The organism is Deinococcus sp. LM3 (assembly GCF_002017875.1).
GTDB lineage: Bacteria > Deinococcota > Deinococci > Deinococcales > Deinococcaceae > Deinococcus.
Window position 1 is genome coordinate 1,836,080 of record NZ_MUFV01000001.1, and the last position, 22,923, is coordinate 1,859,002.

Annotated in this window: 20 protein-coding genes and 1 tRNA gene; 12 read left to right on the plus strand and 9 right to left on the minus strand. The window is 70.6% G+C overall.

Annotated elements, in window-relative coordinates; all coding sequences use genetic code 11:
• Positions 1 to 99: 99 nt before the first annotated feature.
• Positions 100 to 303 (minus strand): helix-turn-helix domain-containing protein, encoded by a 204-nt coding sequence (locus BXU09_RS08580; RefSeq protein WP_078301863.1) that lies wholly within the window; start codon positions 301 to 303, stop codon positions 100 to 102.
• 97 nt (positions 304 to 400) lie between these two features.
• Between BXU09_RS08580 and pyrE the strand changes: the two genes are divergently transcribed.
• Entirely contained in the window at positions 401 to 961 is a 561-nt protein-coding gene (gene pyrE / locus BXU09_RS08585; protein ID WP_078301864.1) for an orotate phosphoribosyltransferase, read from the plus strand.
• 337 nt (positions 962 to 1,298) lie between these two features.
• Here the strand turns inward: pyrE and BXU09_RS08590 are convergent, their stop codons facing one another.
• The 3 genes from BXU09_RS08590 to BXU09_RS08600 all read right to left on the minus strand — a co-directional run bounded on the left by BXU09_RS08590 (position 1,299) and on the right by BXU09_RS08600 (position 6,444).
• Complete coding sequence (locus tag BXU09_RS08590) at positions 1,299 to 3,116, minus strand: ABC transporter ATP-binding protein (RefSeq protein WP_078301866.1); 1,818 nt, start codon at positions 3,114 to 3,116, stop codon at positions 1,299 to 1,301.
• A 61-nt stretch (positions 3,117 to 3,177) separates the two neighbouring features.
• The gene (locus BXU09_RS08595) at positions 3,178 to 4,998 is read right to left on the minus strand and encodes an ABC transporter ATP-binding protein (protein WP_078301867.1); all 1,821 of its coding nucleotides are present in this window, start codon (positions 4,996 to 4,998) and stop codon (positions 3,178 to 3,180) included.
• A 114-nt stretch (positions 4,999 to 5,112) separates the two neighbouring features.
• Positions 5,113 to 6,444, minus strand: a complete 1,332-nt coding sequence (locus BXU09_RS08600) for a family 1 glycosylhydrolase (protein WP_078301869.1) — start codon at positions 6,442 to 6,444, stop codon at positions 5,113 to 5,115.
• 126 nt (positions 6,445 to 6,570) lie between these two features.
• Here BXU09_RS08600 and hemC point away from each other — a divergent pair, with 126 nt between their 5' ends.
• The 3 genes from hemC to BXU09_RS08615 all read left to right on the plus strand — a co-directional run bounded on the left by hemC (position 6,571) and on the right by BXU09_RS08615 (position 8,742).
• Positions 6,571 to 7,500, plus strand: coding sequence for a hydroxymethylbilane synthase (gene hemC / locus BXU09_RS08605; RefSeq protein WP_078301870.1), 930 nt, complete (start codon positions 6,571 to 6,573; stop codon positions 7,498 to 7,500).
• Between the two features lie 5 nt (positions 7,501 to 7,505).
• Positions 7,506 to 7,685: a hypothetical protein gene (locus tag BXU09_RS08610; protein ID WP_078301872.1), complete on the plus strand. Its 180-nt coding sequence runs from the start codon at positions 7,506 to 7,508 to the stop codon at positions 7,683 to 7,685.
• A 91-nt stretch (positions 7,686 to 7,776) separates the two neighbouring features.
• On the plus strand, positions 7,777 to 8,742 hold the full coding sequence (locus BXU09_RS08615) for an asparaginase (RefSeq protein WP_078301873.1): 966 nt from the start codon (positions 7,777 to 7,779) through the stop codon (positions 8,740 to 8,742).
• A gap of 402 nt (positions 8,743 to 9,144) precedes the next feature.
• Here BXU09_RS08615 and BXU09_RS08620 read toward each other — a convergent pair whose 3' ends face one another.
• From BXU09_RS08620 to nth, 3 genes are read right to left on the minus strand one after another with little or no spacing between them, the layout of a single operon-like run.
• The gene (locus BXU09_RS08620) at positions 9,145 to 9,867 is read right to left on the minus strand and encodes a zinc ribbon domain-containing protein (RefSeq protein WP_078301875.1); all 723 of its coding nucleotides are present in this window, start codon (positions 9,865 to 9,867) and stop codon (positions 9,145 to 9,147) included.
• 35 nt (positions 9,868 to 9,902) lie between these two features.
• Positions 9,903 to 11,153 (minus strand): MFS transporter, encoded by a 1,251-nt coding sequence (locus BXU09_RS08625; protein WP_078301876.1) that lies wholly within the window; start codon positions 11,151 to 11,153, stop codon positions 9,903 to 9,905.
• Positions 11,150 to 11,824, minus strand: a complete 675-nt coding sequence (gene nth, locus BXU09_RS08630) for an endonuclease III (RefSeq protein WP_078301878.1) — start codon at positions 11,822 to 11,824, stop codon at positions 11,150 to 11,152. The genes BXU09_RS08625 and nth overlap by 4 nt, the downstream gene beginning before the upstream one ends.
• 87 nt (positions 11,825 to 11,911) lie before the next feature.
• Here nth and BXU09_RS08635 point away from each other — a divergent pair, with 87 nt between their 5' ends.
• From BXU09_RS08635 to BXU09_RS08645, 3 genes are all read left to right on the plus strand, one after another.
• Positions 11,912 to 12,133, plus strand: a complete 222-nt coding sequence (locus BXU09_RS08635; protein ID WP_078301879.1) for a hypothetical protein — start codon at positions 11,912 to 11,914, stop codon at positions 12,131 to 12,133.
• 75 nt (positions 12,134 to 12,208) lie between these two features.
• Positions 12,209 to 12,284, plus strand: a tRNA-Trp gene (locus BXU09_RS08640).
• A 241-nt stretch (positions 12,285 to 12,525) separates the two neighbouring features.
• Positions 12,526 to 13,173 carry a hypothetical protein gene (locus BXU09_RS08645; protein WP_078301881.1) on the plus strand — a complete coding sequence of 216 codons (648 nt, stop codon included), beginning with the start codon at positions 12,526 to 12,528 and terminating at the stop codon, positions 13,171 to 13,173.
• 194 nt (positions 13,174 to 13,367) lie between these two features.
• On the opposite strand, the gene cutA is transcribed toward BXU09_RS08645, so the two are convergent.
• Positions 13,368 to 13,691 carry a divalent-cation tolerance protein CutA gene (gene cutA / locus BXU09_RS08650; RefSeq protein ID WP_055363349.1) on the minus strand — a complete coding sequence of 108 codons (324 nt, stop codon included), beginning with the start codon at positions 13,689 to 13,691 and terminating at the stop codon, positions 13,368 to 13,370.
• Between the two features lie 139 nt (positions 13,692 to 13,830).
• Here cutA and BXU09_RS08655 point away from each other — a divergent pair, with 139 nt between their 5' ends.
• From BXU09_RS08655 to BXU09_RS08665, 3 genes are all read left to right on the plus strand, one after another.
• The gene (locus BXU09_RS08655) at positions 13,831 to 14,277 is read left to right on the plus strand and encodes a hypothetical protein (RefSeq protein WP_055363348.1); all 447 of its coding nucleotides are present in this window, start codon (positions 13,831 to 13,833) and stop codon (positions 14,275 to 14,277) included.
• Positions 14,278 to 14,369: 92 nt separating this feature from the next.
• Complete coding sequence (gene accD, locus BXU09_RS08660; protein ID WP_078301882.1) at positions 14,370 to 15,224, plus strand: acetyl-CoA carboxylase, carboxyltransferase subunit beta; 855 nt, start codon at positions 14,370 to 14,372, stop codon at positions 15,222 to 15,224.
• Positions 15,221 to 16,204 carry an acetyl-CoA carboxylase carboxyltransferase subunit alpha gene (locus BXU09_RS08665; RefSeq protein WP_078301884.1) on the plus strand — a complete coding sequence of 328 codons (984 nt, stop codon included), beginning with the start codon at positions 15,221 to 15,223 and terminating at the stop codon, positions 16,202 to 16,204. Before accD ends, BXU09_RS08665 begins: the two co-directional genes overlap by 4 nt.
• Positions 16,205 to 16,276: 72 nt before the next feature.
• On the opposite strand, the gene ttcA is transcribed toward BXU09_RS08665, so the two are convergent.
• Positions 16,277 to 17,167, minus strand: a complete 891-nt coding sequence (ttcA, locus tag BXU09_RS08670) for a tRNA 2-thiocytidine(32) synthetase TtcA (RefSeq protein ID WP_078301885.1) — start codon at positions 17,165 to 17,167, stop codon at positions 16,277 to 16,279.
• A gap of 280 nt (positions 17,168 to 17,447) precedes the next feature.
• Between ttcA and BXU09_RS08675 the strand changes: the two genes are divergently transcribed.
• Together BXU09_RS08675 and BXU09_RS08680 are read left to right on the plus strand one after the other, a co-directional pair.
• Positions 17,448 to 19,898: a transglycosylase domain-containing protein gene (locus BXU09_RS08675; protein WP_078301887.1), complete on the plus strand. Its 2,451-nt coding sequence runs from the start codon at positions 17,448 to 17,450 to the stop codon at positions 19,896 to 19,898.
• Between the two features lie 693 nt (positions 19,899 to 20,591).
• Complete coding sequence (locus BXU09_RS08680) at positions 20,592 to 22,892, plus strand: hypothetical protein (RefSeq protein ID WP_078301888.1); 2,301 nt, start codon at positions 20,592 to 20,594, stop codon at positions 22,890 to 22,892.
• Positions 22,893 to 22,923: the final 31 nt, after the last annotated feature.

The window sequence follows — 22,923 nt, forward strand, 5'->3', positions numbered from 1 at the left end:
ATGCCCCGCCTGCGCCCCACGTTTCCTTCACACGCCATTCAACCGCGCCGCGCAGGTGCGGCGCATCGGCCAGCACGCCTACGCACCCCACCCCGCCAGTCACTCCAGCGTGATGTCCAGCCGCCGCGCCAGCACCCGCCGCGCCGCCACATGCAGACTGCGCGGATCGTACTCACCGGCCTCCAGCAACCGCAGCACCTCCGGCGACACGCCCACCTCCCGCGCCAACGCCACCAGCGAGATTCCCAGCAGACGCCGCCGCGCCCCCACCGCTACCGCCCCCGGAAAAGTCACCGAATCCATGCACCATCATGCCCCCACCCCACCCCCACGCAATGGAACCCAGCCCCCCAACCGGCCCCCAACCGCCCCGGCCGCCCAGGATGAAATACTGACCCCCATGAACGTCCTGGATCTCTACCAGCAGGCCGGCGCGTACCACGAAGGCCACTTCCTCCTTGCCTCCGGCCGCCACAGCCCCAAATTCCTCCAGAGCACCACCCTCCTCCAGCACCCCCACCTCACCGAACAGATCGGACAGGCCCTCGCCCAGCGCCTCAAAGAAACAGGCGTCCACGCCGACCTGCTCATCGGCCCCGCCATGGGCGGCGTCGTCCTCGCCTACGAAACCGCCCGCCACTACGGCACCCGCGCCATCTTCGCCGAGAAAGACGGCCACGGCGGCATGAAAATCCGCGAAGCCTTCACCATCAAGCCCGGCGAAACCTTCATCGCCGTCGAAGACGTCCTCACCACCGGCGGCAGCGTCCTCAAAGCCGTCCGCGCCGCCGAAGCCGCCGGAGGCCACTGCGCCGCCATCGCCTGCATCGTCGACCGCCGCCCCGTCGAGGGCGATCTGGAGGGCTACCCGCTCGTGTCCCTCACGCGGCTCGTGTTCGACACGTACGCTCCGGACGAGGTGCCCGCGTGGCTGGCGGCCATTCCCTTGCAGGAGATCTGAAGTTTCCTGGGGGCCTTGTTGCGGGGCTGCCTGCGGCGGGCTGCCCCACCCCCCAGCCCCCTCCGCAAGCGGCTCATACGAGTACCCCAGGGGGGCAGGGGGGGCTTTCGTTGGCACTGGGCAGGTATTTCTCGGGGGTTCGTGGTGGGGATTGGGCGGGGACGGCCACGCCTCACACGCCATCCTCTGCTGCGCAGCTCTGCGAGTCCGCCCCCGCCGCGTGCGCCCCGCGCGCTGCGCGCACGACGGGCTCGGTGGCTACGAAGATTACGTCAGTCAGTCCCCAGGCTCCCCTTGAGGGGAGCTGTCAGCGAAGCTGACTGAGGGGTCGCCCTTCCTACTCTCCCTCTACCGCGTCGTCGTGCCAGAGGGCGCGCATTTCTTCGTTGCGCTCGAGGAGTTCGGGGAGGGTGCCGTGGTCGGTGAGGGTGCCGTTCTGGAGGATGAGGATGCGGTCGGCGCGCAGGAGGGCGGCGCGGCGGTGGCTGACGACGAGGCAGGTGGCGTCGGTGTTGGCGAGGCCCTGCCAGAGTTGCGCTTCGGTGCGGGCGTCCAGGGCGCTGCTGACGTCGTCGAAGACGAGGAGGTCGGCGTCGCGGGCGAGCATGCGGGCGACGGCGGCGCGCTGGATCTGTCCGCCGCTGAGTTTCACGCCGCGCGCGCCGACGGGGGTGGTGAGGCCGCTGCCGAGGCTGTCGAGGTCGGGTTCGAGGACGGCGAGTTTCACGGCGCGGCTGAGGTTGGTGTCGGGGCTGCCGCTGGTGATGTTTTCCTGGAGGGTGTCGCTGAACAGGTTGGGAATCTGGGCGGTGTAGGCACTGCGGGGCGGCACGAGGAAGGTGGCGGGGTCGTCGATGGGCTGGCCGTTCCAGTAGGTGTGGCCGCTCTGGGTGGGGATCAGGCCGAGCAGGGCGCGTAGCAGGGTACTTTTGCCGCTGCCGATGCGGCCGGTGATGACAATGAACTCGCCGCGCGCCACGCTGAAGCTGATGTCGTGCACGCCGAGGCCGCTGGCGTGCGTGGCGCTCAGGCCTTCCACGCGCAGTTCCTGCAGGGGGATCGGGGTGGGGGCGGGGTCGGGGGCGGGCGGGTCGGCGGTCAGGTGCACGTCGTGGTGGGCGACGATGGTGGTGTCGGGTGCGTCCTGCAGCAGGCGGGTCATGCGGTCGTAGCTGACGCCGGTGCGGCGGTGGCGGGCGATGGCGTCCCCGAAGAAGCCCATGCTTCCGGTCAGGCGGGGGAGCAGGCCGATGAACAGCACGAAGTCGGCCACGTCGAGCGCGCCGCCCCGGACCTTGTTCGCGCCGAGCAGCAGCACGAGGCCCACGGCGAGGTTGACCATGTTGGTGTTCACGCCGCGGATCAGTTCGGTCAGCAGGACATCGCGCAGGGCGGCGTGGCGGCGCGTTTCTCCCAGGGCGCGCAGGTGGCCGACCATGCGGTCTTCCTGCGCGGCGAGTTTCACGGCGCTGACCGCTCCGAACGTCTCGCCGATGAAGTCCGTGACGCGGGCGGTCGCCTCGCGCATGCGGCGGCGGTACGTGCGGATGGTGGGGGAGAGGCGCTGCACGAACGCGATCATCAGCAGCAGCGGCGCGCACACGAGCAGCGTGATCAGGGGGTCCACGCGGGCCATCAGGGTGATGGCGATCAGGGAGTACGCGACGAAGCCCGCGCCGTCCACCCAGACTTCCGTGTACCCGGCCACGTCGTCCACGTCGTCGCGGAAGCGGCTGACGGCCTCGGCGGGCGTGTCGGGCAGGCGGCGGGAGCGGCGGGCGGTGAGCAGGTAGCCCAGCAGGTTGCGGCGCACCAGGGCGTCCAGCGTGTACCACAGCTCGATCCACGCGCGGAACGCGCCGTAGAAGATCCCGAAGCGGCTGAGGCGCACGAACGCGAACCACCCGAGCGCCACCCACGCGGCGGCGATGGCGGGATTCAGGGGTTGCCCGCCGGTCTTCAGGGCGTCCGCCTCCTCCAGGTGGCGGAACACGCCGCTGACGGCCAGGGTCAGCAGGGCGGGGCTGGCGTGCACCATGCCCCACATCAGCAGGTTGAACGCGAACAGGCCGGGTTTGTAGCGGAACAGTTCCCGTGACAGCGCGAACGTGCGTTCCTTCGCGGGCGCGGCGGGCGGCAGGGGAGAGGTGGTCATGCGGGACTCCAGGGGGTGCGCGGCGCGCGGGGGGCGGGCAGTGGGCAGGCCGTGCGGCCCGTCATGCCAGCACTCCTTCCGGCGCGTTCTCGTCCAGCGTTCCGGCGCGCAGCAGGGCGGCGTAGTGGCTGTGCGGGTCGCGGGCCAGGTCGGCGCGGGGGCCGTCTTCCAGCACCTCGCCGCCGCCGAGGACCAGGATGCGGTCGGCGCGGGCGACGGTGTCCAGGCGGTGCGCGATGATGATGGCGGTGCGGCCGCTCAGCAGGCGGGTCATGGCGGCGGTCAGCAGGGCCTCGGTGGCGGGGTCGAGGCGGCTGCTGGGTTCGTCGAGGATGATGACGCTCGGGTCGCGCAGCATGACGCGCGCGAACGCCAGCAGTTGCGCCTCGCCGGCCGAGAGGCTGCCGGTGGGCAGCGGGGTGCGCACGCCCTGTTCCAGCCGCGAGAGCCACAGGCCCAGGCCGACCTCGTGCAGGGCCGCCTCGACCTGCGCGTCCGTGACGGTCGGGTCGAAGAAACTCAGGTTGTCGCGCACGCTCGCCTGGAACAGCTGCACGTCCTGCGTGACGACGGCCACGCGGCGGCGCAGGTCCTTCAGGGGCGTGTGGGTGATGTTCACGCCGCCCAGCGTGATCTCTCCGGCCGTGGCGTCGTACAGGCGCGAGATCAGGCGGGTCAGGGTGGTCTTGCCGCTGCCGGTGCGGCCCAGCAGGCCCACGGTCTGCCCGGCGGGCAGGTGGAAGGTCACGCCGCTCAGCACGCCGCGCGCCTCGGGGTCCTCGGGCGCGTACGTGAACGACACGTCCCGGAAGTCCAGGGCCAGTGGCCCGGCGGGCAGCGGCGTGTCGCCGCCCGTGACGGCGGTGCGCAGCGCGAGCAGTTCCGACACGCGCCCGATGCTCGCCCCGGCCTTCTGGAGGTCCTGAAGCTGCTGCGTGAGCTGATCGATGGGTTCCTCGACCAGGGTCATGTACTGGTACAGCAGGAACGCCGTGCCGAGCGTGATGCTCCCGGCGGCGTACAGGCCGATGGCGGTACTCAGCACCCCCACGTACCCGATGGCGAACAGCAGCATGCTCAGCTGCCACACCACGCTGCGCCGCCGCCAGGAATTGATGGAGCGCGTGAAGAACTCGCGCTGCACCCGCAGGAAGCGGTTCAGGTGGTGGCCGCCGGCGCCCAGGCTGCGGATGTCCTCCAGGCCGGTCAGGCGTTCCTCCACGAACCCGAACAGGCGGGCGCTGCTCTCGCGTTCCAGGCGGGTGGGTTCCACACCCAGTTTCCGCACGCGGTTCATGACGTACAGGGTGAGCAGCGTGAACGTCGTGACGCCCAGGCCCACGCGCCAGTCCTCGCGGAAGAACATGACGAGCGCGCCGGTCAGCAGCAGCGCCGCCCCGAACACCCGCACCGCGAACTGCGAGAAGAAGTTACTGAGGGCCGTCACGTCCCCGTCGATGCGTTCGATCATCTCGCCCGGCGTGCGTTCCTTGTGTTCGCGCATGTCCAGGGACAGCAGGTGGTCCATCAGGTCGGCGCGCAGGCGGTTCGTGGCGGTCCAGCCGACCCGCGCGCCCACGTACGTCGCGCCGGCCGTCATGAACTGCACGCCGACCGCCAGCGCGATGTACACGCCGGCCAGCCGCGCCAGCAGGGCCGGGTCGGCCCCGGCGCCCAGCCGGGCGTTATCCACGAACTGCGCCAGCAGTTGCGGCAGGGTCAGGTTCAGGGCGGTGCCGGTCAGCAGCAGCGCCGCCAGCGCCATCACCTGCCATTTCAGGGGGCCCAGGTACGTGGCGAGCACACCCAGCGCCGTCGAGGGCCTGCCCGGTAAGGGCGCGTCCGGCGGGTGGGAGGAGGGGGAGGAAGCAGGCGCCGTCATCCTGACAGGCTAGGCCGGATGCCCGCGCCGGCGCATCCGCCGAGTGGCGCATGTCCGTTCTGACGGGACCCCGGGGGTGGCGGGCGGGCTCCCCCTGCCGACTCCCCCGGCCGGCTACCCCTGTGTGCGCAGCCGGTCGCGCAGCCAGCGGTAACTGTCCCTGGGCGTGCGCTCCAGCGTCCCGAAATCCACGTGGACCAGCCCGGTCCGCAGGCGGTACCCGGCGTCCCACTCGAAGCCGTCCAGCAGGCTGTGCACGAACACGCCCCGCACCGGGGCGCCCTGCGTCAGCGCGTCGGCCACGGCCTCCAGGTGCCGGTCCAGGTAGCGGATGCGGGCGTCGTCGCGTACGCGGCCCCCTTCGTCCGGCGTGTCGGTGTCGGCGGCCCCGGCCGATCCGACCGTCACGATCAGCGGCGGGCAGGTGTCGCCGTAACGGGCTTTCAGGCCGGTCAGCGTCTGCGTCAGGCCCTCGGGCACGACCGACGCGCCGGACGCCGTGCGTTCGCGGTCCGGGACAGTCCCGACCTCCAGGCCCAGCCGGCTGCCGCTGCGGCTGCGCACCCAGTCCGGCTGGGTGTAGTGCACGCCCAGGAAATCCAGCGGCGCCGCCATGACCGCGTGATCGCCGGCCCGCACGACCTCCAGCACCTGCGGCGCGCGTTCGGACAGCAGGTTCAGCAGCGCGGTCGGGTACCCGCCGCGCAGCAGCGGGTCCGTGAACAGGTCGCCGCGCAGGGTGCTCATCAGGGTTGCGGCCCGTTCGTCGCGGTCCGTGGCGGGCCACGCCGGGGCGTACCCGTTCGCCAGCCCCACCTGCCGCGCGCCCGCCTCACGCAGCGCCCGCACCGCCAGCCCGTGCGCCAGCAGCCCGTGGTGCGCGGCCGGGAAGGCCTCCAGGCCCAGCCGCAGCCCCGGCGCGTGCGTGCCCAGCACGTGCCCCTGCGCCACCACCGTGAACGGGTCCGTGAGCGTCACGAACGCCGCCACCCGGTCAGCGAGGCGCTCGGCGACCAGCGAGGCGTACTCCTCGAACCGGTACGCCGTGTCGCGCGCCAGCCACCCGCCCGCGTCCTGAAGGGCCTGCGGCAGGTCCCAGTGGTGCAGCGCCGCCCACGGCTGCACGCCCCGGCCCAGCAGCTCGTCGGTCAGGCGGTCGTAGAAGGCCAGTCCCGGCACACTGGCCCGCCCGCGCCCGCCCGGCTGCACCCGCGACCACGCCACGCTGAAGCGGTACGCGCCCACGCCCAGGTCGCGCAGCAGGTCCAGGTCACGCGGCCAGAGCCCCTCGTGCCCGCCCGCCGCCTCGCCGCCCGGCACGCCCCGCGCCCAGCTGAACAGGTCCCACACGCTCCCCCGGCCCCCGCCGCCGCCCGTCTCGCCGCCACCCTCGATCTGATACGCCGCCGTGGACGCGCCCCACACGAACCCTGCCGGGAAAGTCATGCCTGCATTCTGCACGCTCCCAGCGCCGGAAAAGCCCCGGCCCCGGCCGCCTGGGTCCGGCGGGTATCTTCATGTCCGCCGCATCCGGGACGCCTCGCACCCCGCAACCCGTATAATGTGCGGGTTATGCGGATGGTGACGGTAGGAACGCGCGGCAGTACTCTCGCGCTCGCACAGACCCAGTGGGTGGTTGGCCGCCTGAAGGAAGAATGGCCGGACACAGACTTCCGCATTCAGACCATCAGCACGAAAGGCGACCGCAACCGCGGCAGTCTCGAGGCCATGGCCCAGAAAGGCGACAAGGGCTTCTGGGTCAAGGAAATCGAGGACGCGCTGCTGTCGAAACGCATCGACATCGCCGTTCACTCTCTCAAGGACCTGCCCACCGAGCAGCCCGAAGGCCTGGAAGTCAGCTCCATTCCGCGCCGCGTGGACGCCCGTGACGTCCTGATCGGCAAGGAAGGCATGAAACGCCTCGCGGACCTCCCGCAGGGCGCCCGGATCGGCACGAGCAGCGTGCGCCGCAAGGCGTTCCTGCGCGCCTACCGCCCGGACCTGCAGGTGATCGACCTGCGCGGCAACATCGATACGCGCCTCGCCGCGCTGGCCGGCGACGAGTACGACGCCATCATCCTCGCGGCCGCCGGGCTGATCCGCACCGAGATGCGCCACCGCATCGACGAGTTCGTGGAACCCGACATCATGCTGCCCGCCCCCGGCCAGGGCGCCCTGGCCCTGGAGACCCGTTCGGACGACGACCTGACCATCGAGGTCGCGTACGCCATTCACGACCACACCACCGACGACCGCATCACCGCCGAACGCGAGTTCCTCGCGGGCCTCGGCGCGGGCTGCATGGCCCCGGTCGGCGCGCACGCCAGCGTCAAGGGCGGCATCCTGACCCTGGAAGGCTGGGTCGCGGCGCTGGACGGCTCGCAGGTCATCCGCGCCACCACGCAGGGCGACCCCGGCGAGTGCGCCGACATGGGCGCCGAACTGGCCGGCGACATGCTCGCCCAGGGCGCCCAGGCCCTGATCGACGCCGCGCGCAGCTGAGGGGCATGAACCGCCTGCCCCCGCTGGCCATCGCCCTGGCCGCCGCGCTGCTGTGGCTGGCCATCGGTCTGTGGCAGCGCACGGCCGCCGGCACGCCCCTGAACGCCGCCCTGATCGCCGAACTGCCCCTGACGCTGGTCGTGTTCGGGCTGGCGTTCGTGTGGGCCAGACTGCGCCGCCGCTGACCCGGACCTCCGGACCCGCAGACCGCGCCCCGCCGCCCCCGTCCGGACAGACCGGGGAGCGGCGGAGCGCGGTTGCTCTAGCATCACGGGCATGTCCACCCCACCCAGACTCGCGGTCATTCACACGGGCGGCACCATCGCCAGCCGCCCCAGTCCCGACGGGCGCGGCCTGACGCCGCAGCAGGCGCCCAGCGTGCCCGGCCTGGACGGCGTGCAGGTCCATGACGTGCAGCCCTTCAGCCTGCCCAGCCCGCACATGACCCCGGCGCACATGGGGCAACTGGCCGCGCTGATCGAGACGCTCGCCCCGGACCACGACGGGATTGTCGTCACGCACGGCACTGACACCCTGGAGGAGACGGCGTTCGCGCTGCACCTGACCCTGAACGTGCCGGTCCCGGTCGTCCTGACCGGCAGCATGCGCCACGCCGAGGAGGTCAGCTGGGACGGCCCCGCCAACCTGCTGGACGCCGCGCACGTCGCCCTGCACCCCAGCAGCCGCGAGCGCGGGCCGCTCGTCGTGATCGGCGGGGACATCTTCGACGCGCGGACCGTCACCAAGATCCACACGACCGCCGTGGACGCCTTCGGCGGCTACCCCGGCCCCATCGGCCGCATCGACCGCGAGGGCCGCGCTCCCCGCCTGCACTACTTCGCGCGGCCCGAACCCCGCGCCACGTACCGCCCGGCGCACCTGAACGCCCGCGTGGAAATCCTGTACGCCTACGCCGGCTGGACCGGCGAGGGCTACGCCGAGGCCGCCGGGCGCGCCGACGGACTGGTCATCGCGGCCCTGGGGACCGGGAACCTCCCGGCCGAACTGCTGCCCCTGATCCACGCGACCGACAAACCCGTGATCATCGCCACCCGCACGCACGCCGGGCCGGTCCTGCCCGTGTACGGGTACGCGGGCGGCGGCGCGACCCTGGTGGAGGCCGGCGCGATTCCCGCCAGTTTCCTGAACGCCCACAAGGCCCGGCTGCTGCTGCTGATCCTGCTGGGCCAGGGCCTGACGCGAGAGCAGATCCGCGCGGTGTTCGAACGCGACGAGTTCTGAAGGTGGTGCGGACACTGTTCAAGCGCCAGAGAGGACAAGCGGGGAAAACGTCTTCTGTAACGCCATTCCTGCTCACCCCCTCCCAGCCTCCCCCCTCAAGGGGGAGGGGTAAACACTGCGTGTTCATCGCTGGTCTGCAATGATTATGAACCTGTCCGCACCATTGCTGATACGGATTCCGTTTGTTTCGTTAACAGATCGGTGGCGTTCCGATCTGTTAACTCCACGTCCGGAACCCGTTTCTCTCCTGCTCGCTCCGCTCGGATTGAACGGCTTTGTAAGCCATTCAATCGGAGTCCGTATGAAGGTGGTGCGCCGGGGCGTGCGTGCCGGGCCACAGCGAGGAGTCAAAGCAGACCCCCACCCGGCCACGCGGCGGGGTGGGGGTCTATGCTGGCCGGCTTACGCGAGGTCGAGGCGGATCAGGAAGCGGCCGCAGCTGGGGCACTTCACGGGCGGCAGTTTGCCCAGCGCGGCTTTCTGCTGCACGTTGACGGGCAGCATGACGTTGCAGCCGCTGCAGCGTCCGGCCTTGATCTCCACGACGCCCAGTCCCTTCTTGGCGCGGCGGATCATGTCGTACTCGCGCACAGTGCGGGTGTCGAGTTCCCCGGCGAGGCGGGCGCGTTCCTGACGGTCGGCTTCGCCCTGGGCGCGCAGGTCCTGCACGCGGGCGTCGTCCTGTTCTTCCAGGGTGTTCAGGTTGGGGCGCAGGGCGCGGTGCTGGGCGCGCAGGTCGGCGGCGCGTTCGTTCAGTTCGCGCTGACGCTCGCGCAGCGGCACGAGGTCCTCTTCCATCTCGTCGGCGCGTTCGCTGAGCATCTGGATGCGGCTGCCGTACTGGGACTGCGCGCGGGCGTCGAAGGCGTTCTTCTCCTGTTCTTCCTCGGCGCGGGCGATCTGCTCGCGGGTGCCGGCCAGGTCGAGTTCCTGCTGGCGCACGCGCTTGTCGATGCCCTCGAGGGTGATCTCGGTGTCCTCGAGTTCGTTGTTCAGGCGTTCCTGCTCGGCGCGGGCGGCGCGCAGCTCGTCAGGAATGTTGCTTTCCTCGTCGCGCAGGCGATCAAGGTTCAGATCCAGTTCCTGAACGTGGTGCAGGCGGCGAAGGGGGGAGGAGTCACTCATCACTGGCAGTCTACCCCCCCGGCCGGGTGAAGGGGTCACGCGGGCGGTGAGGCGGTGGGCGCGGAAGCGGTGCGGTTCGCGTGGCGGTACAGGCCCAGGTAGATGGCCAGCACGCTCCCGGCGTACATCAGCAGCGTCCACGCGAACAGGACCTGGAAGGCCAGCGTGAACGGCAGCGCGCCGCGCACCACGCCCGACAGGACGCTGCTGAGCGCCCACCCGAGGTCCCAGGCGATCACGTTCACGGCCGAGTACATGGGCCGGTCGCGTTCCGGCAGGGCGCTCATGGCGTACGCGCTGTACACCGGCCCGGCGGCGTTCATCAGGGCGCCGCGCGTGAACAGCGCCGCCGTGACCAGCCACAGGCTCGGCGCGAAGCCCAGCACCGCCAGGAACGGCAGCGAACTGGCCTGCACGACCAGCACCGCCTGGAGTGGCCCCAGGCGCCGCACCAGCAGCGGTTGCAGCAGCGCCGTGGCGGCCGTGGCGAGGCTCGTCCAGGCGAACAGGGTGCCCAGGCCCGCGTAACTGATCTGGAATTTCCCCTCGATGAACACGTTCAGGAACGGAATGGTCGCCCCGGCCCCCAGGCCCACCAGGATGTTCGGCGCGACCAGCCGCGCCATGGTGCCCTTGTCCTGAATGCTGAAGCTGCGGCCCTCGCGGGTGGTCTTGCCGCTGGGTTTCAGGCCCAGCACCGGGAGCAGCCCGGCCAGTTGCAGGGCCGCCGCGACCAGCAGCGCCGTGCGCAGCGCGCCCAGCCCGTCGGCGGGCGTGCCGGTCCAGGCGGCGTACAGGCCCGGCACCTGCCCGCCCAGCAGGTTCCCCAGGAAGCCCGCGCCGGTCATCAGGGCGTTCTGCACGCTGAACAGCGTCACGCGGTTGCGTTCGTCGCTGTTGTTCGCCATGAACGGCGAGGACGCCACGACCGTCAGCGCCGCGCCCGCCCCCTGCACCAGCGCCCCGGCGATCACCAGGGCCGGCCCGCCCGCCACGGCCAGCAGCACGGTCCCCACGAGGCTCAGGACCGCGCCGACCTTCAGGGTGTGCGCGTTGCTGATGCGCCGCGCCAGTGCCACCGCCGGCAGGCTCAGGGCGGCCAGCGTGACGGCGGGCAGGGCGTTCATCAGGCCCTGCCACTCGGGACCCAGGCCCAGCGCCCGCAGGTAGAAGTTCAGGAACAGACTCGTGAACGCCTGCGACAGCCCGAACGAGAACACCGCCGCCAGGAACAGCCACACCTGCCGTGAGAACCGCCACGACTGCCCGCGCTCCGGCTGGCTCACTCCACGCCCACTTTCGGACAGAAGTCAGCCATCACGCACGCCCCGCACGCCGGTGCGCGCGCCGTGCAGACCCGCCGCCCGTGCAGGATCAGGGCGTGGTGCAGGAACACCCAGCGCCCACGCGGGAACAGCTTCTGCAGGTCCGTTTCCACCTTATCCGGGTTGGTCTGCACGCTCAGGCCCAGCCGCCGCGCCAGCCGCCCCACGTGCGTATCCACCGCGATGGCCGGGTACCCGAAGGCGTTACTCAGGACCACGTTCGCGGTCTTGCGGCCCGCGCCGGGCAGCGCCACGACCGCCCCGAAATCGTTCGGCACCTCCCCCCCGTGCCGCTCGACCAGCAGCCGCGCCAGCGCCGCGAGGTTCCGCGCCTTCCCCCGGAACAGCCCGATCCGGCGGATGAACGGCTCGATGTCCTCCGGCTGCGCCGCGCTCATGGCGTGCGCGTCCGGGTACGCCCCGAACAGCGCGGGCGTCGCGGCGTTCACGCTCACGTCCGTCGCCTGCGCGCTCAGGACCGTCGCCACCAGCAGCTCGAACGGCGTGCGGAACTCCAGTTCCGTGCGGGCGTCCGGGTACAGCGTCTCCAGCGCGCCCAGCACCTGCGGCGCCCGCGCCCGCGCGCCTGCCGGCAACCGCGCCGGAGTCGATCTGGAAGGTTTGAGAGTCATCGCAGCCCAAGCTACACCCCACCCCCCACGCCCGTCCGCGCGGAACAGACGCGCAACCCCCGCCGGTCAGAGCGCGTATGGACTGGTATGAGAACCCTCTCCCTGATCCTGGGCATCCTCGCCGCCATCGGCCTGGTGCTGGGCTTCCTTCCGCTGCTCGGCTGGCTCAACTGGCTGTTCGTGCTGCCGCCCGCCGTGCTGGGCCTGATCTTCGGTTCGCTCGCCCGCGACCGGGGTGCCGTGACCCTGAACGCCGTCGTCGCGCTGCTCGGCGCGTTGCGCCTGATGCTGGGCGGCGGCCTGATCTGATCCACGCCCGCGCACTTGCGCACCCCGTAAAGCTCTGCTACTCTGCATGCGCCCGTGCCCCACGCACGTCAGCAAGGGTCCTTAGCTCAGTTGGTAGAGCATCGGTCTCCAAAACCGAGGGTCGTAGGTTCAAGTCCTGCAGGGCCCGCCACAGAAATGCCCCCGCCGCGTGCGGGGGTGTTTGTTTGTCGTGCCGCGGGCGGTGTCCTGACAGGACTCTTTCAGCGCCGGGACGGTCACGTCATGAAGGTCGGCTGTGAAAAGCTCCTCAGCCCGGGGCAGACCGGCTCCCTAGACTGCCTTCACTGCCGGACAGCCCAGGCGTTCCGGCCTGCGCTCACGCGCCGCTCAGTCGTCCCCTACCCGCCCTGCCCTGCCTCTCAAGGAGCCCCATGAAGCGCACCCTGTCCCTGATCGCCGCCCTGACCCTCGCCACCACCCTCGCCAGCTGCGGGAAGATCGTCGGCAGCCTCGTGCCCGCGCAGACCGTCGAGAACCCGGCCGGGCTGGACGGCAAGGTCCTGGCCCCCAGCTCCCCGCTGACCATCGAGTCCGTGCGCGGCACCGTCAGCTACAGCACGGCCGGCAGCACCTTCGACGACATCGAGTACCCGGACAACGTGCCGTTCGGCATCCGTCCGCGCGCCGTGGAATTCCAGGCGGGCTTCAGTGAGGCCGTCGTGACGGGCGCCTGCGTGGCCGCCGCGCCCGCCACGGTCGCCGTGACCCTCAAGTCCCTGGCGCTGGAAGTCCGGGACGCCGCCGGCAAGGCCAGCTTCAGCGACGAACCAAACGTCACCTTCACCCTGACCCGCGGCGCGGTCGCGGGCGGCAGCGTCACGTACGCTGTGTCGGACGATCAGGTCAGCCTGAAAGCCGACGCGCAGGAAACGGACGCCTTCATCCGCACCCTCACGGAGGGCGGCGCGAACGAGGCCAGCCTGAACGCCACCATCAGCGCCGATCAGAACAGCCTCGCGGGCTGCACCATGTCCTTCAAGCTGCGCGGCGTGAAGGTCATCCTGTCGAACTTCAGCTGAGCGTGGCATCACCGGCAGGCGCCGCCCGGACTGTCCGGGCGGCGCCTGCCGCGCCTGTCATACGGACTCCGATTGAATGGGCTGCAAAGACCGTTCAATCCGAGCGGATGCGAGTAGGAGAGAAACGGGTTCCGGGCGTGGAGCTGGCAATCCGGTGATGTTCCGGGTTGTCAGCGAAACAGACGGAATCCGTATCAGCCTTTCTGCGGGGTGCTCAGGGCCTCGCGCAGCCAGCTCTGGAATTCCGGTAGGGCGCGGTCGTACTGCAACGCGATGATTTCCGGCACCTCGTAGGGGTGCAGCGCCTTGATGCGCGCCTCCAGGTCCGGGTACTTCTCGCCGCTGGTCTTGATCAGCAGCAGGCTCTCGGGGTCCTCGGCGACCTCGCCGTGCCAGCGGTACACGCTGTGCAGGCCCGGCACGATGTTCACGCAGCCGGCCAGGTGCTCGGCGACGAGGGTGCGGGCCAGGTCATGCGCCCGCTCGGGGGGAAGTGTGACCAGAACGACGAGTGACATACCCCCGCAGCATACGCCCGCCCGACCGCCCCGCACCACCCGGCGCGGTGGGGGAGGGGGGCGCGGCGGCCACACCGTGAACGTTCCCGTAACTGACGGCGCGGGCCTTCATGAGAGGCGCGGTGTTACGCTGGCGGGTATGCGGACCATTGTCCTGATCATCGCGCTGGTACTCCTGGCGATCTTTGCCGTGCTGAACACCAACGCCCTGATGTTCCCCCACACCCTGAGCCTGGGGTTCGTGACGTACCGGGGCGTGCCGATGGGGCTGATCCTGCTGGTCGTGGCGACCCTGCTGACCCTGGTGTTCTACTTCTGGGCGGGCATCACCGGGCTGCGCGCCCAGGCGGACAGCGCCAAACTGCTGCGGGATATGGAGGCGCTGCGCGTCAGTCTGGATCAGCAGGAAGGCAGCCGGTTCGCGCAGTTGCAGACGCACCTGGACGAGCGGTTCCGGGTGCTGGAAGCCGCGCGTGGCGGGTCCGGGGACGTCTCGGCCCTGACCGGGCGGGTGGACGCCTTGCAGAAGGATATGAACCTGCAACTCGCGCAGATGGACGATTACCTGAAAAGCAAGCTGGGTTGAGGGCCGGGGCGGCATTGGACCCGGTGCAGACTGCCGTGCGGGTGGCCACTAGAATGCGCGGGTAAGGATGCATATCCGGGAGGACTCACCACATGGCGCTTGACCGATTTTTCCGCCGCCGCCGCCCACAGCAGCAGGGTGGCGCGGACATGCCCGATCTCTGGACCCAGTGCCCCAAGTGCAAGGAGGGGCTGTACAACCGCGACCTCGAAACGAACGCCTTCGTGTGCCACAAGTGCGGGCATCACCTGCGGCTGGACGCCTCGCAGCGCGTGGCGGTCCTGCTCGACGAGGGCAGCTTCACGCAGCTGTCCGGGCAGGTGCACCCCACCGACGCCCTGAACTTCCAGGACACCGAGAGTTACCCCGAGCGCCTGAAACGCGCCCAGAAGAAGACCGGACGCCCGGACGCCATCCTGACCGGCACCGGCGCGATCCTGGGCCTGCCGGTCACGCTGGCCGTCATGGACTTCGCCTTCAGCGGCGGCAGCATGGGCAGCGTCGTCGGTGAGGAAATCGCCCGCGCCGCCGAGCACGCCGCCCGGCACGGCACGCCGCTGATCATCGTGACCGCCAGCGGCGGCGCCCGCATGCAGGAGAGTGCGCTCTCGCTGATGCAGATGGCCAAGACCACCGTCGCCCTCGAAACGCTCGCCGAGCAGGGCCTGCCGTACGTGAGCGTCCTGACCGACCCGACCACCGGCGGCGTGACCGCCAGTTTCGCCACCATCGCCGACGTGATCGTCGCCGAGCCCGGCGCCCTGATCGGCTTCGCAGGCCCCCGCGTGATCCAGCAGACCATCCGCCAGAGCCTCCCGGACGGTTTCCAGCGGGCCGAGTTCCTGCTGTCGCACGGCATGGTGGACGCCGTCGTGGACCGCCGCGAGCAGCGCGCGTACCTCGCGTCCCTGCTGGGCCTGCTGACCCGCCAAGAGGCCCGCGCATGACCACCAACCCCACCAGTCTCGACACCCTGAAAGAACTCGAGGCGCGCGTGCACGACCTGGAAGTCACGGCGCAGCGCACCGGGCAGAACCTCGACGCGGCCATCACGCCGCTGCGCGCCGAGGTGGACCGCCTGCGCGCCGCCCAGACTTCCGCGCAGCCGCCCGCTCCGAAGGCCGACCCGACCCGCTGGGAGCGGGTGCAACTGGCCCGCGCGCCCGGCCGCCCCACGGCTCTGGACTACGTGGAGCACCTGTGCACCGAGTTCACGGAACTGCACGGCGACCGCCGCTACGGCGACGACCCTGCCCTGATCGGCGGCCCGGCCCGCTGGCAGGGCGTGCCGGTCATGCTGCTGCTGCAACAGAAGGGCCGCGACACGAAAAGCAAGATCAAACGCCGCTTCGGCAGCGCCAACCCCGAAGGCTACCGCAAGGCCGTGCGCCTGATGGACCTCGCCGACAAGTTCGGCCTGCCCGTCGTGGCGCTCGTGGACACCCAGGGCGCCTACCCCGGCCTGGAAGCCGAGGAGCGCGGCCAGGGCTGGGCCATCGCCGAGAGCATCCGCCGCATGCTGAACCTGCGCGTGCCGGTCGTGAACGTCGTGATCGGCGAGGGCGGCTCGGGCGGCGCGCTGGCCATCGGCGTGGGCAACCGCGTCCTGATTCAGGAGAACGCGTGGTACTCCGTGATCTCGCCCGAGGGTGCGGCCAGCATCATCTGGAAGGACGCCAGCAAGGCCCCCCTGGCCGCCGAGGCGCTTCGCCTGACCGCCCCGGACCTGCTGGAACTCGGGATCGTCGAGGAAGTCATCCCGGAACCCGCCGGCGGCGCGCACCTGAACCCGCAGCAGGCCGCGCACGCGGTCGGCGAGGCCGTCACCCGGCACCTGCGCGAACTGGCCGCCCAGGACCCCGCCACCCTGAAATCCGGCCGCGCCGCGCGCTTCCGCCGCCTGGGCGCGTACACCGAAACGACCTGACGCCCACACCACAGGACGGGGCCACGCACTGAAGGGTGCGTGGCCCCGCGCTCACGCCGGGTGGGGCTGGCTTCAGCCCAGCAGTTCCAGTTCCTGCACGCCGCTCAGGAATTCGCGCTGCGGGTAGTCGTCGGGGTCGAACCCCCGGTCGCCCTCGGCGGGCGTGACGCTCAGGGACGCGAAGTCGAACAGGCCCGCGTCCATCAGGTGGCTGGGGGACACGCGGGTCAGGGCGCGGGCGATGTTCGTCAGGCGGCCCGGATGTTCGCGCTCCCAGCCCCGCAGCATCTCGCCGACGACCTTGCGCTGAAGGTTCTCCTGGCTGCCGCACAGGTTGCAGGGAATGATCGGGAAGGCGCGGGCCTGCGCGTAGCGGATGATGTCCGCCTCGGGCACGTACGCCAGGGGGCGGATCACGACGTTCGTGCCGTCGTCGCTCTGGAGTTTGGGCGGCATGGCCTTCAGGCGCGCGCCGAAGAACAGGTTCATGAACAGCGTCTCCAGAATGTCGTCGCGGTGGTGGCCCAGCGCGATCTTCGTGGCGCCGATCTCGCGGGCGTGCCGGTACAGCGCGCCCCGGCGCAGGCGGCTGCACAGCGCGCAGGTGGTCTTGCCGGGCCGCGTCTTTTCCTGGACCACGCTGTACGTGTCCTGCCGGATCAGGCTGTGCGGCACGCCCAGTTCGGTCAGGTAACGGGGCAGCACGTCGGTCGGGAAGCCCGGCTGGCCCTGATCGAGGTTCACGGCGATGATCTCGAATGGAATGGGGGCCTTGCGTTGCAGGTGCAGCAGCACGTCCAGCAGCGTGTAACTGTCCTTGCCGCCCGACAGGCAGACCATGACGCGGTCGCCGCTCTCGATCATGCGGTAGTCGCCGATGGCCTGCCCGGCCGCCCGGACGATGGGGGCCAGCAGGCGGGCGGGATCGGTGGTGGGTGCGGGTGGGGTGGGAGTGTGGTTCATGGCGCGCGCCCACGATGGTACCTGCTGCGCGGCGGGTCAAGTGTTCCCCGGCGCCTGCCCGCGTCCGTGCTGGTCGGCGTACCCGCCCTTCCTGACGCGGCGCTCATGCTTTGGGGGGATGCCGCGCGGCGCTGAAGGGCGGCATACTGCCCCGCATGACGCCTTCCCCTCACGCCCCGGCCCGCACAGACGCAGGGTGCTCTGGCGCGGCGCGTTCCGTCCCGGCGGACCGTGACGCCGTTCCGGCGCGCGCCCCCGTCTGCCCGATACAGTGAACCGGATGAGGTTCTCTGGTGTTCTGGGCGGCGCGCTGCTGGTCGTCGCGGCGGGAGTGGGCGGCGCGTGGTACGCCTGGGGGCGGGACCTGCCCAGCGTCTCGGACCTGGACGTGCTGGAGTACAGCGGTCAGACCCGCGTGTACGACCGGGCCGGCAGTCTGGTGGGCACGCTGTCCCCCAGCCTCAGCAGCGGCGGCAGCGTGAACCGCGACCTGCTGAAAGCCTCGCAGATCAGCCCGTGGTTGCAGAAGGCCGTGGTGACCAGCGAGGACCGCCGCTTCTACAATCACAGCGGCGTGGACGTGATCGGCATTGCGCGCGGTCTGGTCAAGGGCGTGCTGGAAAACGACCTGGAGGGCGGCAGCTCCATCACGCAGCAGGTCGTGAAGAACACCCTGCTGGCCGAACTGGAAGGCGCCCGCACCGCCGAGCGCAAGTTCAAGGAAGCCGTCCTGGCCTTCCAGCTGGAACGCAACTTCAACAAGGACCAGATCCTGAACGCGTACCTGAACGTCATCTACTGGGGAGACGGCGGGAGCCGCGACATCATCGGGGCGGGCAGCGCCGCGAACGCGTACTTCCGCAAGGACGCCGCCGACCTGAACCTCGCCGAGAGCGTGTACCTCGCCACGATCATTCCCGCCCCGAACCGGCGTTACAAGCAGTTCCAGGCGTTCCGGCCGCTGATGAAAGACCTGCTCGCGCGGATGGTCGAGGACGGTCACGTCACGCAGGCCGAGGCGAACGCCGCCTGGAAGACCCCGATCTACCCGGCAGGCTGGCGCATCGGCTGGAACGACGACGGCACGCTGCGCTCGGCCGTGCTGGAACGCCCCTCCCGGCTGGGCGAGAACCTGAACCTGCTGGGCGGCGCGCGCCTCTACCCCAACCAGTTCTACCTGCAGGCCGTCGAGAAGGAACTGCTGCCCATCATCGGAGCCAAGGCCCTGTACGGCGGCGGCAAGATCTACACCGGCATGAGTGCCGCCGCGCAGGCCGCCGCCGAACAGGCCAGCCGCGACGCGGACCTGCCCGACGGCGCCACCATGGGCGCCGCCCTGGTCCGCCCCGACAGCGGCGAGGTGCTGGCCCTGGTCGGTCAGAAACTCACGGGTGATCGCCCCAGCGACTGGAACAACGCCACGCAGGCCCGCCGGCAGGTGGGCAGTTCCATCAAGCCGCTGCTGTACACCCTGGCCCTGGAAAAAGGCTGGAAGCAGAGCGACACCGTGCTCGACGCGCCCATCAGCGGCACGTACCAGCCCATGAACTACGACCGCCGCTGGACCGGGCGGTACGTGACCCTGCGCTACTCGCTGGACCACAGCCTGAACCTGCCCACCGTGCGGATCGGGCAGGAACTCGGCATTCCCACCTTCGAGGCGAAACTGCGTGACCTGGGCCTCACGCCGCCCCCCGACGGCGGCCTGTCCCTGACCATCGGCACGCTGGAAGCCAGCCCCCTGCAGATGGCCGCCGCGTACGCCACCTTCGCGAACGGCGGCCTGTACTACGCGCCCACCCTGGTCCGCAAGGTCGAGGGGGCGCGCGGAGAGATCCTGTACACCCGCCCCGCCCCCAGACCCCGCCGCGTCTGGGACGTCCAGACCGCCTGGCTGGGCCTGGACATGCTGCGCGGCGTCGTGAACGACCTGACCGCCCCCCAGGGAGGTCTGGCGACCCGCGCGCAGATTCCCGGCTGGCCGGTCGGCGGGAAGACCGGCACCACCAACGACATCAAGGACCTGTGGTTCGCCGGCGTGACCCCCACCGTCGCCGGGGCCGTCTGGGTGGGCCGGCAGGAGGGCGGTTCGCTGCCGTCCTGGGCGCTCAGCGGTCAGATTCCCACGCCCATCTGGCAGCGGGCGGTCGCCGGGGCGCTGGCCGGGCAGACCCCCAGCAGCTTCACGGAACCGCCGGGCATCACGTACCGCGTGGTCCGGCAGGTGAACATGGCCTTCCGCGAAAGCGAAGCCGACAACGAACCCGTCGCGCGTGACGGCAGCGGGACGCGCAGCGGCGCAGGCGGATTCTTCCAGCGCCGCAGCGACCCCGCCCAGGCCACCCCGCCCCCCGCACCGGACCCGCAGATTCCCGACTCCCAGACGCCGGACAGCCCACTGCCAGACGATCAGACCCTGGACGGCGCCGGGCCGGACGACCAGACCCCAGACCCCACGCAGAACCAGCCGCCCGGCACTGCTCCCGACCCGGCCCCCCTGCCGGACGATGCTGGCCCCAGCAGCGTTCCGGACGACAGCCAGGGCGTCCCGGCGCCCGCCCCGCCGGAGGCCCCACCGGGACCGGACGGCACCGACCCGCAGCCCGTGATTCCGGACCCGGTCACGCCGGACCCTGGCCTGCCCGACGGGCAGTTCCCGGAGCCGGACGAGCTGCCGCCCCTGCCCGTCACCCCCGATCCCTCTCCGAACGAGATTCAGCCGCTGAACTGACCGTCCTGATACGGACTCCGATCGAATGGCTTGCAAAGCCGCTGGGTCCGAGGGGATGCGACTCGTAGAGCTGCCCCGCAGAGTGGGAACAACACGGGTTCCGGACGTGGAGTTGGCAACCCGGTGCCCTTCCGAGTTGTTAACGAAACAGACGGCAGTCCGTATGAAACCCGCTGTGACGGTCCCGGACGGGGGCGGTAGCACGGCGCTTCCGGGTATCCCCCCGGATGCCCCCTCCCCCCCGTGGTGCGGTCACGCTCGGCCCGTCCGGCGCACCCTGCCTGACCTGTTCTCACCGCCAGCCCCCACCTCGCCAGTTTGATGCGAGGTGGGCCTTTTGCCGTGCTGAACGGCTCCGGAACGCCTGAATCCGGTCTGGTGAGCGTGGAGTGAATTCCGTCTTCATGTTGATATAACGCCGTCTTACAGCGGCCGGATAAAGGCAGTGGAAGCCCTTCAGGCCGCAGTGGAATCGTTCTGAGAGTGTCCGGAACGGCGACCTTAAGCCCTTCCGGCAAGCAACCCAGAGGTAAGAACCACTGGCCTAACCTTCATGAGACGCCCAGTACGGACGCCTCAGATCGCAGTTGCCCTTCCCGGCAGCTGCCGTCCTGATCCCTGGCCCGATCCGGCCCGCCCCCAGTCCCCGCCCACCCCCACGCCCCGCCCACCCGCAGAACCGGAGGAACCCCCATGCAACACACTCCCCGCATCCTTGCCCTGCTGGCCGCCCTGGCCACCGGTTCTGCCACTGCCGCCGGCACCCTGGCCGGCACCACCATCACCAACACCGCCAGCGCCGAATTCCCGGACCCCCGCGACACGGCCATGCAACTGAGTGCCGCCTCGAACACTGTGTCCACCGTCGTGCTGCCCACCCCCGACTTCGACGTGACCTACCTGAGCGCCGTCACCGACGGCGGCACGCAGACCGCGCTGGGCACCACCACCGTGGTCACCGCCAACGCCGTCCCCGGACAGGTCATCACCACCAGCTACGCCCTGCTGAACAACGGGAACGTCACGCTGGACATCATCCTGAACGCCGACACCACCGGCAGCGACTCCGGCGCGACCGTGCAGTACTACCGCCTGAATACGGACGGCTCGCGCGGCAGCGAGATCACCCTGGGTAGCGCCGTGACCGTCCCCGCCGACGACCCCGCCACCAGCGGCACCGACGAGGGTGCCGTGCGGATCGTGCAGGTCATCACCCTGCCCGCCAACCCCACTCAGATCAACCAGGACAGCGTGTTCGGCGCGTCCCCCGAAGGTACCGTCCTCGGCACCGCCGGAGCCGACCCGCTCGTCACGCCCGGCAACGGCTACGCCAGCGGCACCACCAACCAGGAAGAAGGCAAGACGGTGGACACCGACCTGCAATTCACGCGCGTCACCGTGTACACCCCCAGCCTCGACAACACCGCTGGCGGCGGCGCCACGACGCCCGTCGACTCGGTCGGCACGCCCATCAGCAACCCGGCCCTGCTGCCACCCCTCACCAGCGTCACGGTCCCCACCGTCGCGGCCGGTACAAGCGCGACGCCCGATCCGGTCGTGACTGGCAGCGGCTACGTGACGCCCGGCACGCCCACCACCGACCCCACCCCCGGCGGCACGCCCATCGCCCGGATCTCCGGCGACGAGCAGATCGCGTACCCGCAGGCCGACACCAACACCACCGCCGACACGGCCGTGTTCACGAACACCCTCTCGAACGGCGGCACCCTCGACGACCGCGTGCAACTGTTCCCCGCGCTGGCCGACGGCACCGCCGACCCCGCCTACACCTTCGACGCCGCCACCGGCACCTTCACGAACACGGCCACCGGCGTGACCGTCCGCTTCCTGGACCCCGTGACGGGCAGCGTCATCCGGCCCTCCACCGACCCGGCCAACCCCACGGTCGCCACGTACCCCACCCTGATCGTCCCCAGCGGCACCCAGGCCGTGTACCGCACCGAGGTCACCTTCCCCGACCCCGACGACAGCGCTGCCATCCCCTCGTACAGCGTCCTGATCGGCGCGGACTCCCTGAACGACGCCGACCTGATCTCGAACAACTCCACCCGCGACACGGTCGTGCCGCCCGCCGCGCAGTTCGGAGACACCACCCCCACCCTCGGCGCGGTCGCCGCCCCCACCCCCGTGCAGACCGTGGACCCCAGCGGCGCCGCCACCGACGGCAGCAGCAGCGTCAGCACCGACGCCACCGCCGCCTTCCCCATGGACGTCGTGAACAACGGCCAGTACAACGACAGCTACGCCCTGAGCGGCAGCGTGACCGTCACCGACGCCGTCACGGGCGCCACGACCACCCTGCCTGTCCAGTACTACGCCGCCGACGGCACCACCCTGCTGCCCCGCCTGAACACCAACCCCGCCAGCCCCGACTACAACACCTTCATCACGCCCGTCCTGGCTGCCGGCAGCGAGAGCGCCTTCGTGGCCGCCGTGACCATCCCCGCCGGCACGCGCGCCGCCGACTACACCGTCACCCAGACCGCCACCGGCAACTACAGCCAGACCAGCGTCACCGACCCCAACGACCTGATCCGCGTCACGCCCACCGGGAACGTCGCCGTCGCCAAATTCGCCGCGAAAACCGGCGTCACGGCCGGCAGCGACCCCCGCAACGGCATCGACAACCCCGCCGGGTACACCGCCACCGGCCTGACCGGCGCCCGCACCCAGGAAGACATCGCGTACCGCATCATCGCCAAGAACAACTACAACACCCCCGTCCCCATGTTCCTGCGCGACACCGTCCCCACCAACACCATCCTGAAAAGCTTCACCGTCAACCCGCTCCCCACCCGCACCATCTACCGCGTCGGCGGGAATACCGGCACCTGGACGGCCACGGCGCCCGCCGCCGGACTGCCCGCCGGAACCGTCATCGACATCGCCCCGGACACCGACAGCAACAACCTGCCCGACCCGGTCGCGCCCGGCAGCACCCTCACGGTCGACTTCGTGGTAACTGTGCAGTAACCCGCCCCGACCGCCCCCCCCGTGACCCTCA

Excerpts from the sequence above, each read along its gene's own strand:
- BXU09_RS08580 (WP_078301863.1), bottom strand. The coding sequence starts at position 303 with ATGGATTCGGTGACTTTTCCGGGGGCGGTAGCGGTGGGGGCGCGGCGG.
- pyrE (WP_078301864.1), top strand. The coding sequence starts at position 401 with ATGAACGTCCTGGATCTCTACCAGCAGGCCGGCGCGTACCACGAAGGC.
- BXU09_RS08590 (WP_078301866.1), bottom strand. The coding sequence starts at position 3,116 with ATGACCACCTCTCCCCTGCCGCCCGCCGCGCCCGCGAAGGAACGCACG.
- BXU09_RS08595 (WP_078301867.1), bottom strand. The coding sequence starts at position 4,998 with ATGACGGCGCCTGCTTCCTCCCCCTCCTCCCACCCGCCGGACGCGCCC.
- BXU09_RS08600 (WP_078301869.1), bottom strand. The coding sequence starts at position 6,444 with ATGACTTTCCCGGCAGGGTTCGTGTGGGGCGCGTCCACGGCGGCGTAT.
- hemC (WP_078301870.1), top strand. The coding sequence starts at position 6,571 with ATGCGGATGGTGACGGTAGGAACGCGCGGCAGTACTCTCGCGCTCGCA.
- BXU09_RS08610 (WP_078301872.1), top strand. The coding sequence starts at position 7,506 with ATGAACCGCCTGCCCCCGCTGGCCATCGCCCTGGCCGCCGCGCTGCTG.
- BXU09_RS08615 (WP_078301873.1), top strand. The coding sequence starts at position 7,777 with ATGTCCACCCCACCCAGACTCGCGGTCATTCACACGGGCGGCACCATC.
- BXU09_RS08620 (WP_078301875.1), bottom strand. The coding sequence starts at position 9,867 with ATGAGTGACTCCTCCCCCCTTCGCCGCCTGCACCACGTTCAGGAACTG.
- nth (WP_078301878.1), bottom strand. The coding sequence starts at position 11,824 with ATGACTCTCAAACCTTCCAGATCGACTCCGGCGCGGTTGCCGGCAGGC.
- BXU09_RS08635 (WP_078301879.1), top strand. The coding sequence starts at position 11,912 with ATGAGAACCCTCTCCCTGATCCTGGGCATCCTCGCCGCCATCGGCCTG.
- BXU09_RS08645 (WP_078301881.1), top strand. The coding sequence starts at position 12,526 with ATGAAGCGCACCCTGTCCCTGATCGCCGCCCTGACCCTCGCCACCACC.
- cutA (WP_055363349.1), bottom strand. The coding sequence starts at position 13,691 with ATGTCACTCGTCGTTCTGGTCACACTTCCCCCCGAGCGGGCGCATGAC.
- BXU09_RS08655 (WP_055363348.1), top strand. The coding sequence starts at position 13,831 with ATGCGGACCATTGTCCTGATCATCGCGCTGGTACTCCTGGCGATCTTT.
- accD (WP_078301882.1), top strand. The coding sequence starts at position 14,370 with ATGGCGCTTGACCGATTTTTCCGCCGCCGCCGCCCACAGCAGCAGGGT.
- BXU09_RS08665 (WP_078301884.1), top strand. The coding sequence starts at position 15,221 with ATGACCACCAACCCCACCAGTCTCGACACCCTGAAAGAACTCGAGGCG.
- ttcA (WP_078301885.1), bottom strand. The coding sequence starts at position 17,167 with ATGAACCACACTCCCACCCCACCCGCACCCACCACCGATCCCGCCCGC.
- BXU09_RS08675 (WP_078301887.1), top strand. The coding sequence starts at position 17,448 with ATGAGGTTCTCTGGTGTTCTGGGCGGCGCGCTGCTGGTCGTCGCGGCG.
- BXU09_RS08680 (WP_078301888.1), top strand. The coding sequence starts at position 20,592 with ATGCAACACACTCCCCGCATCCTTGCCCTGCTGGCCGCCCTGGCCACC.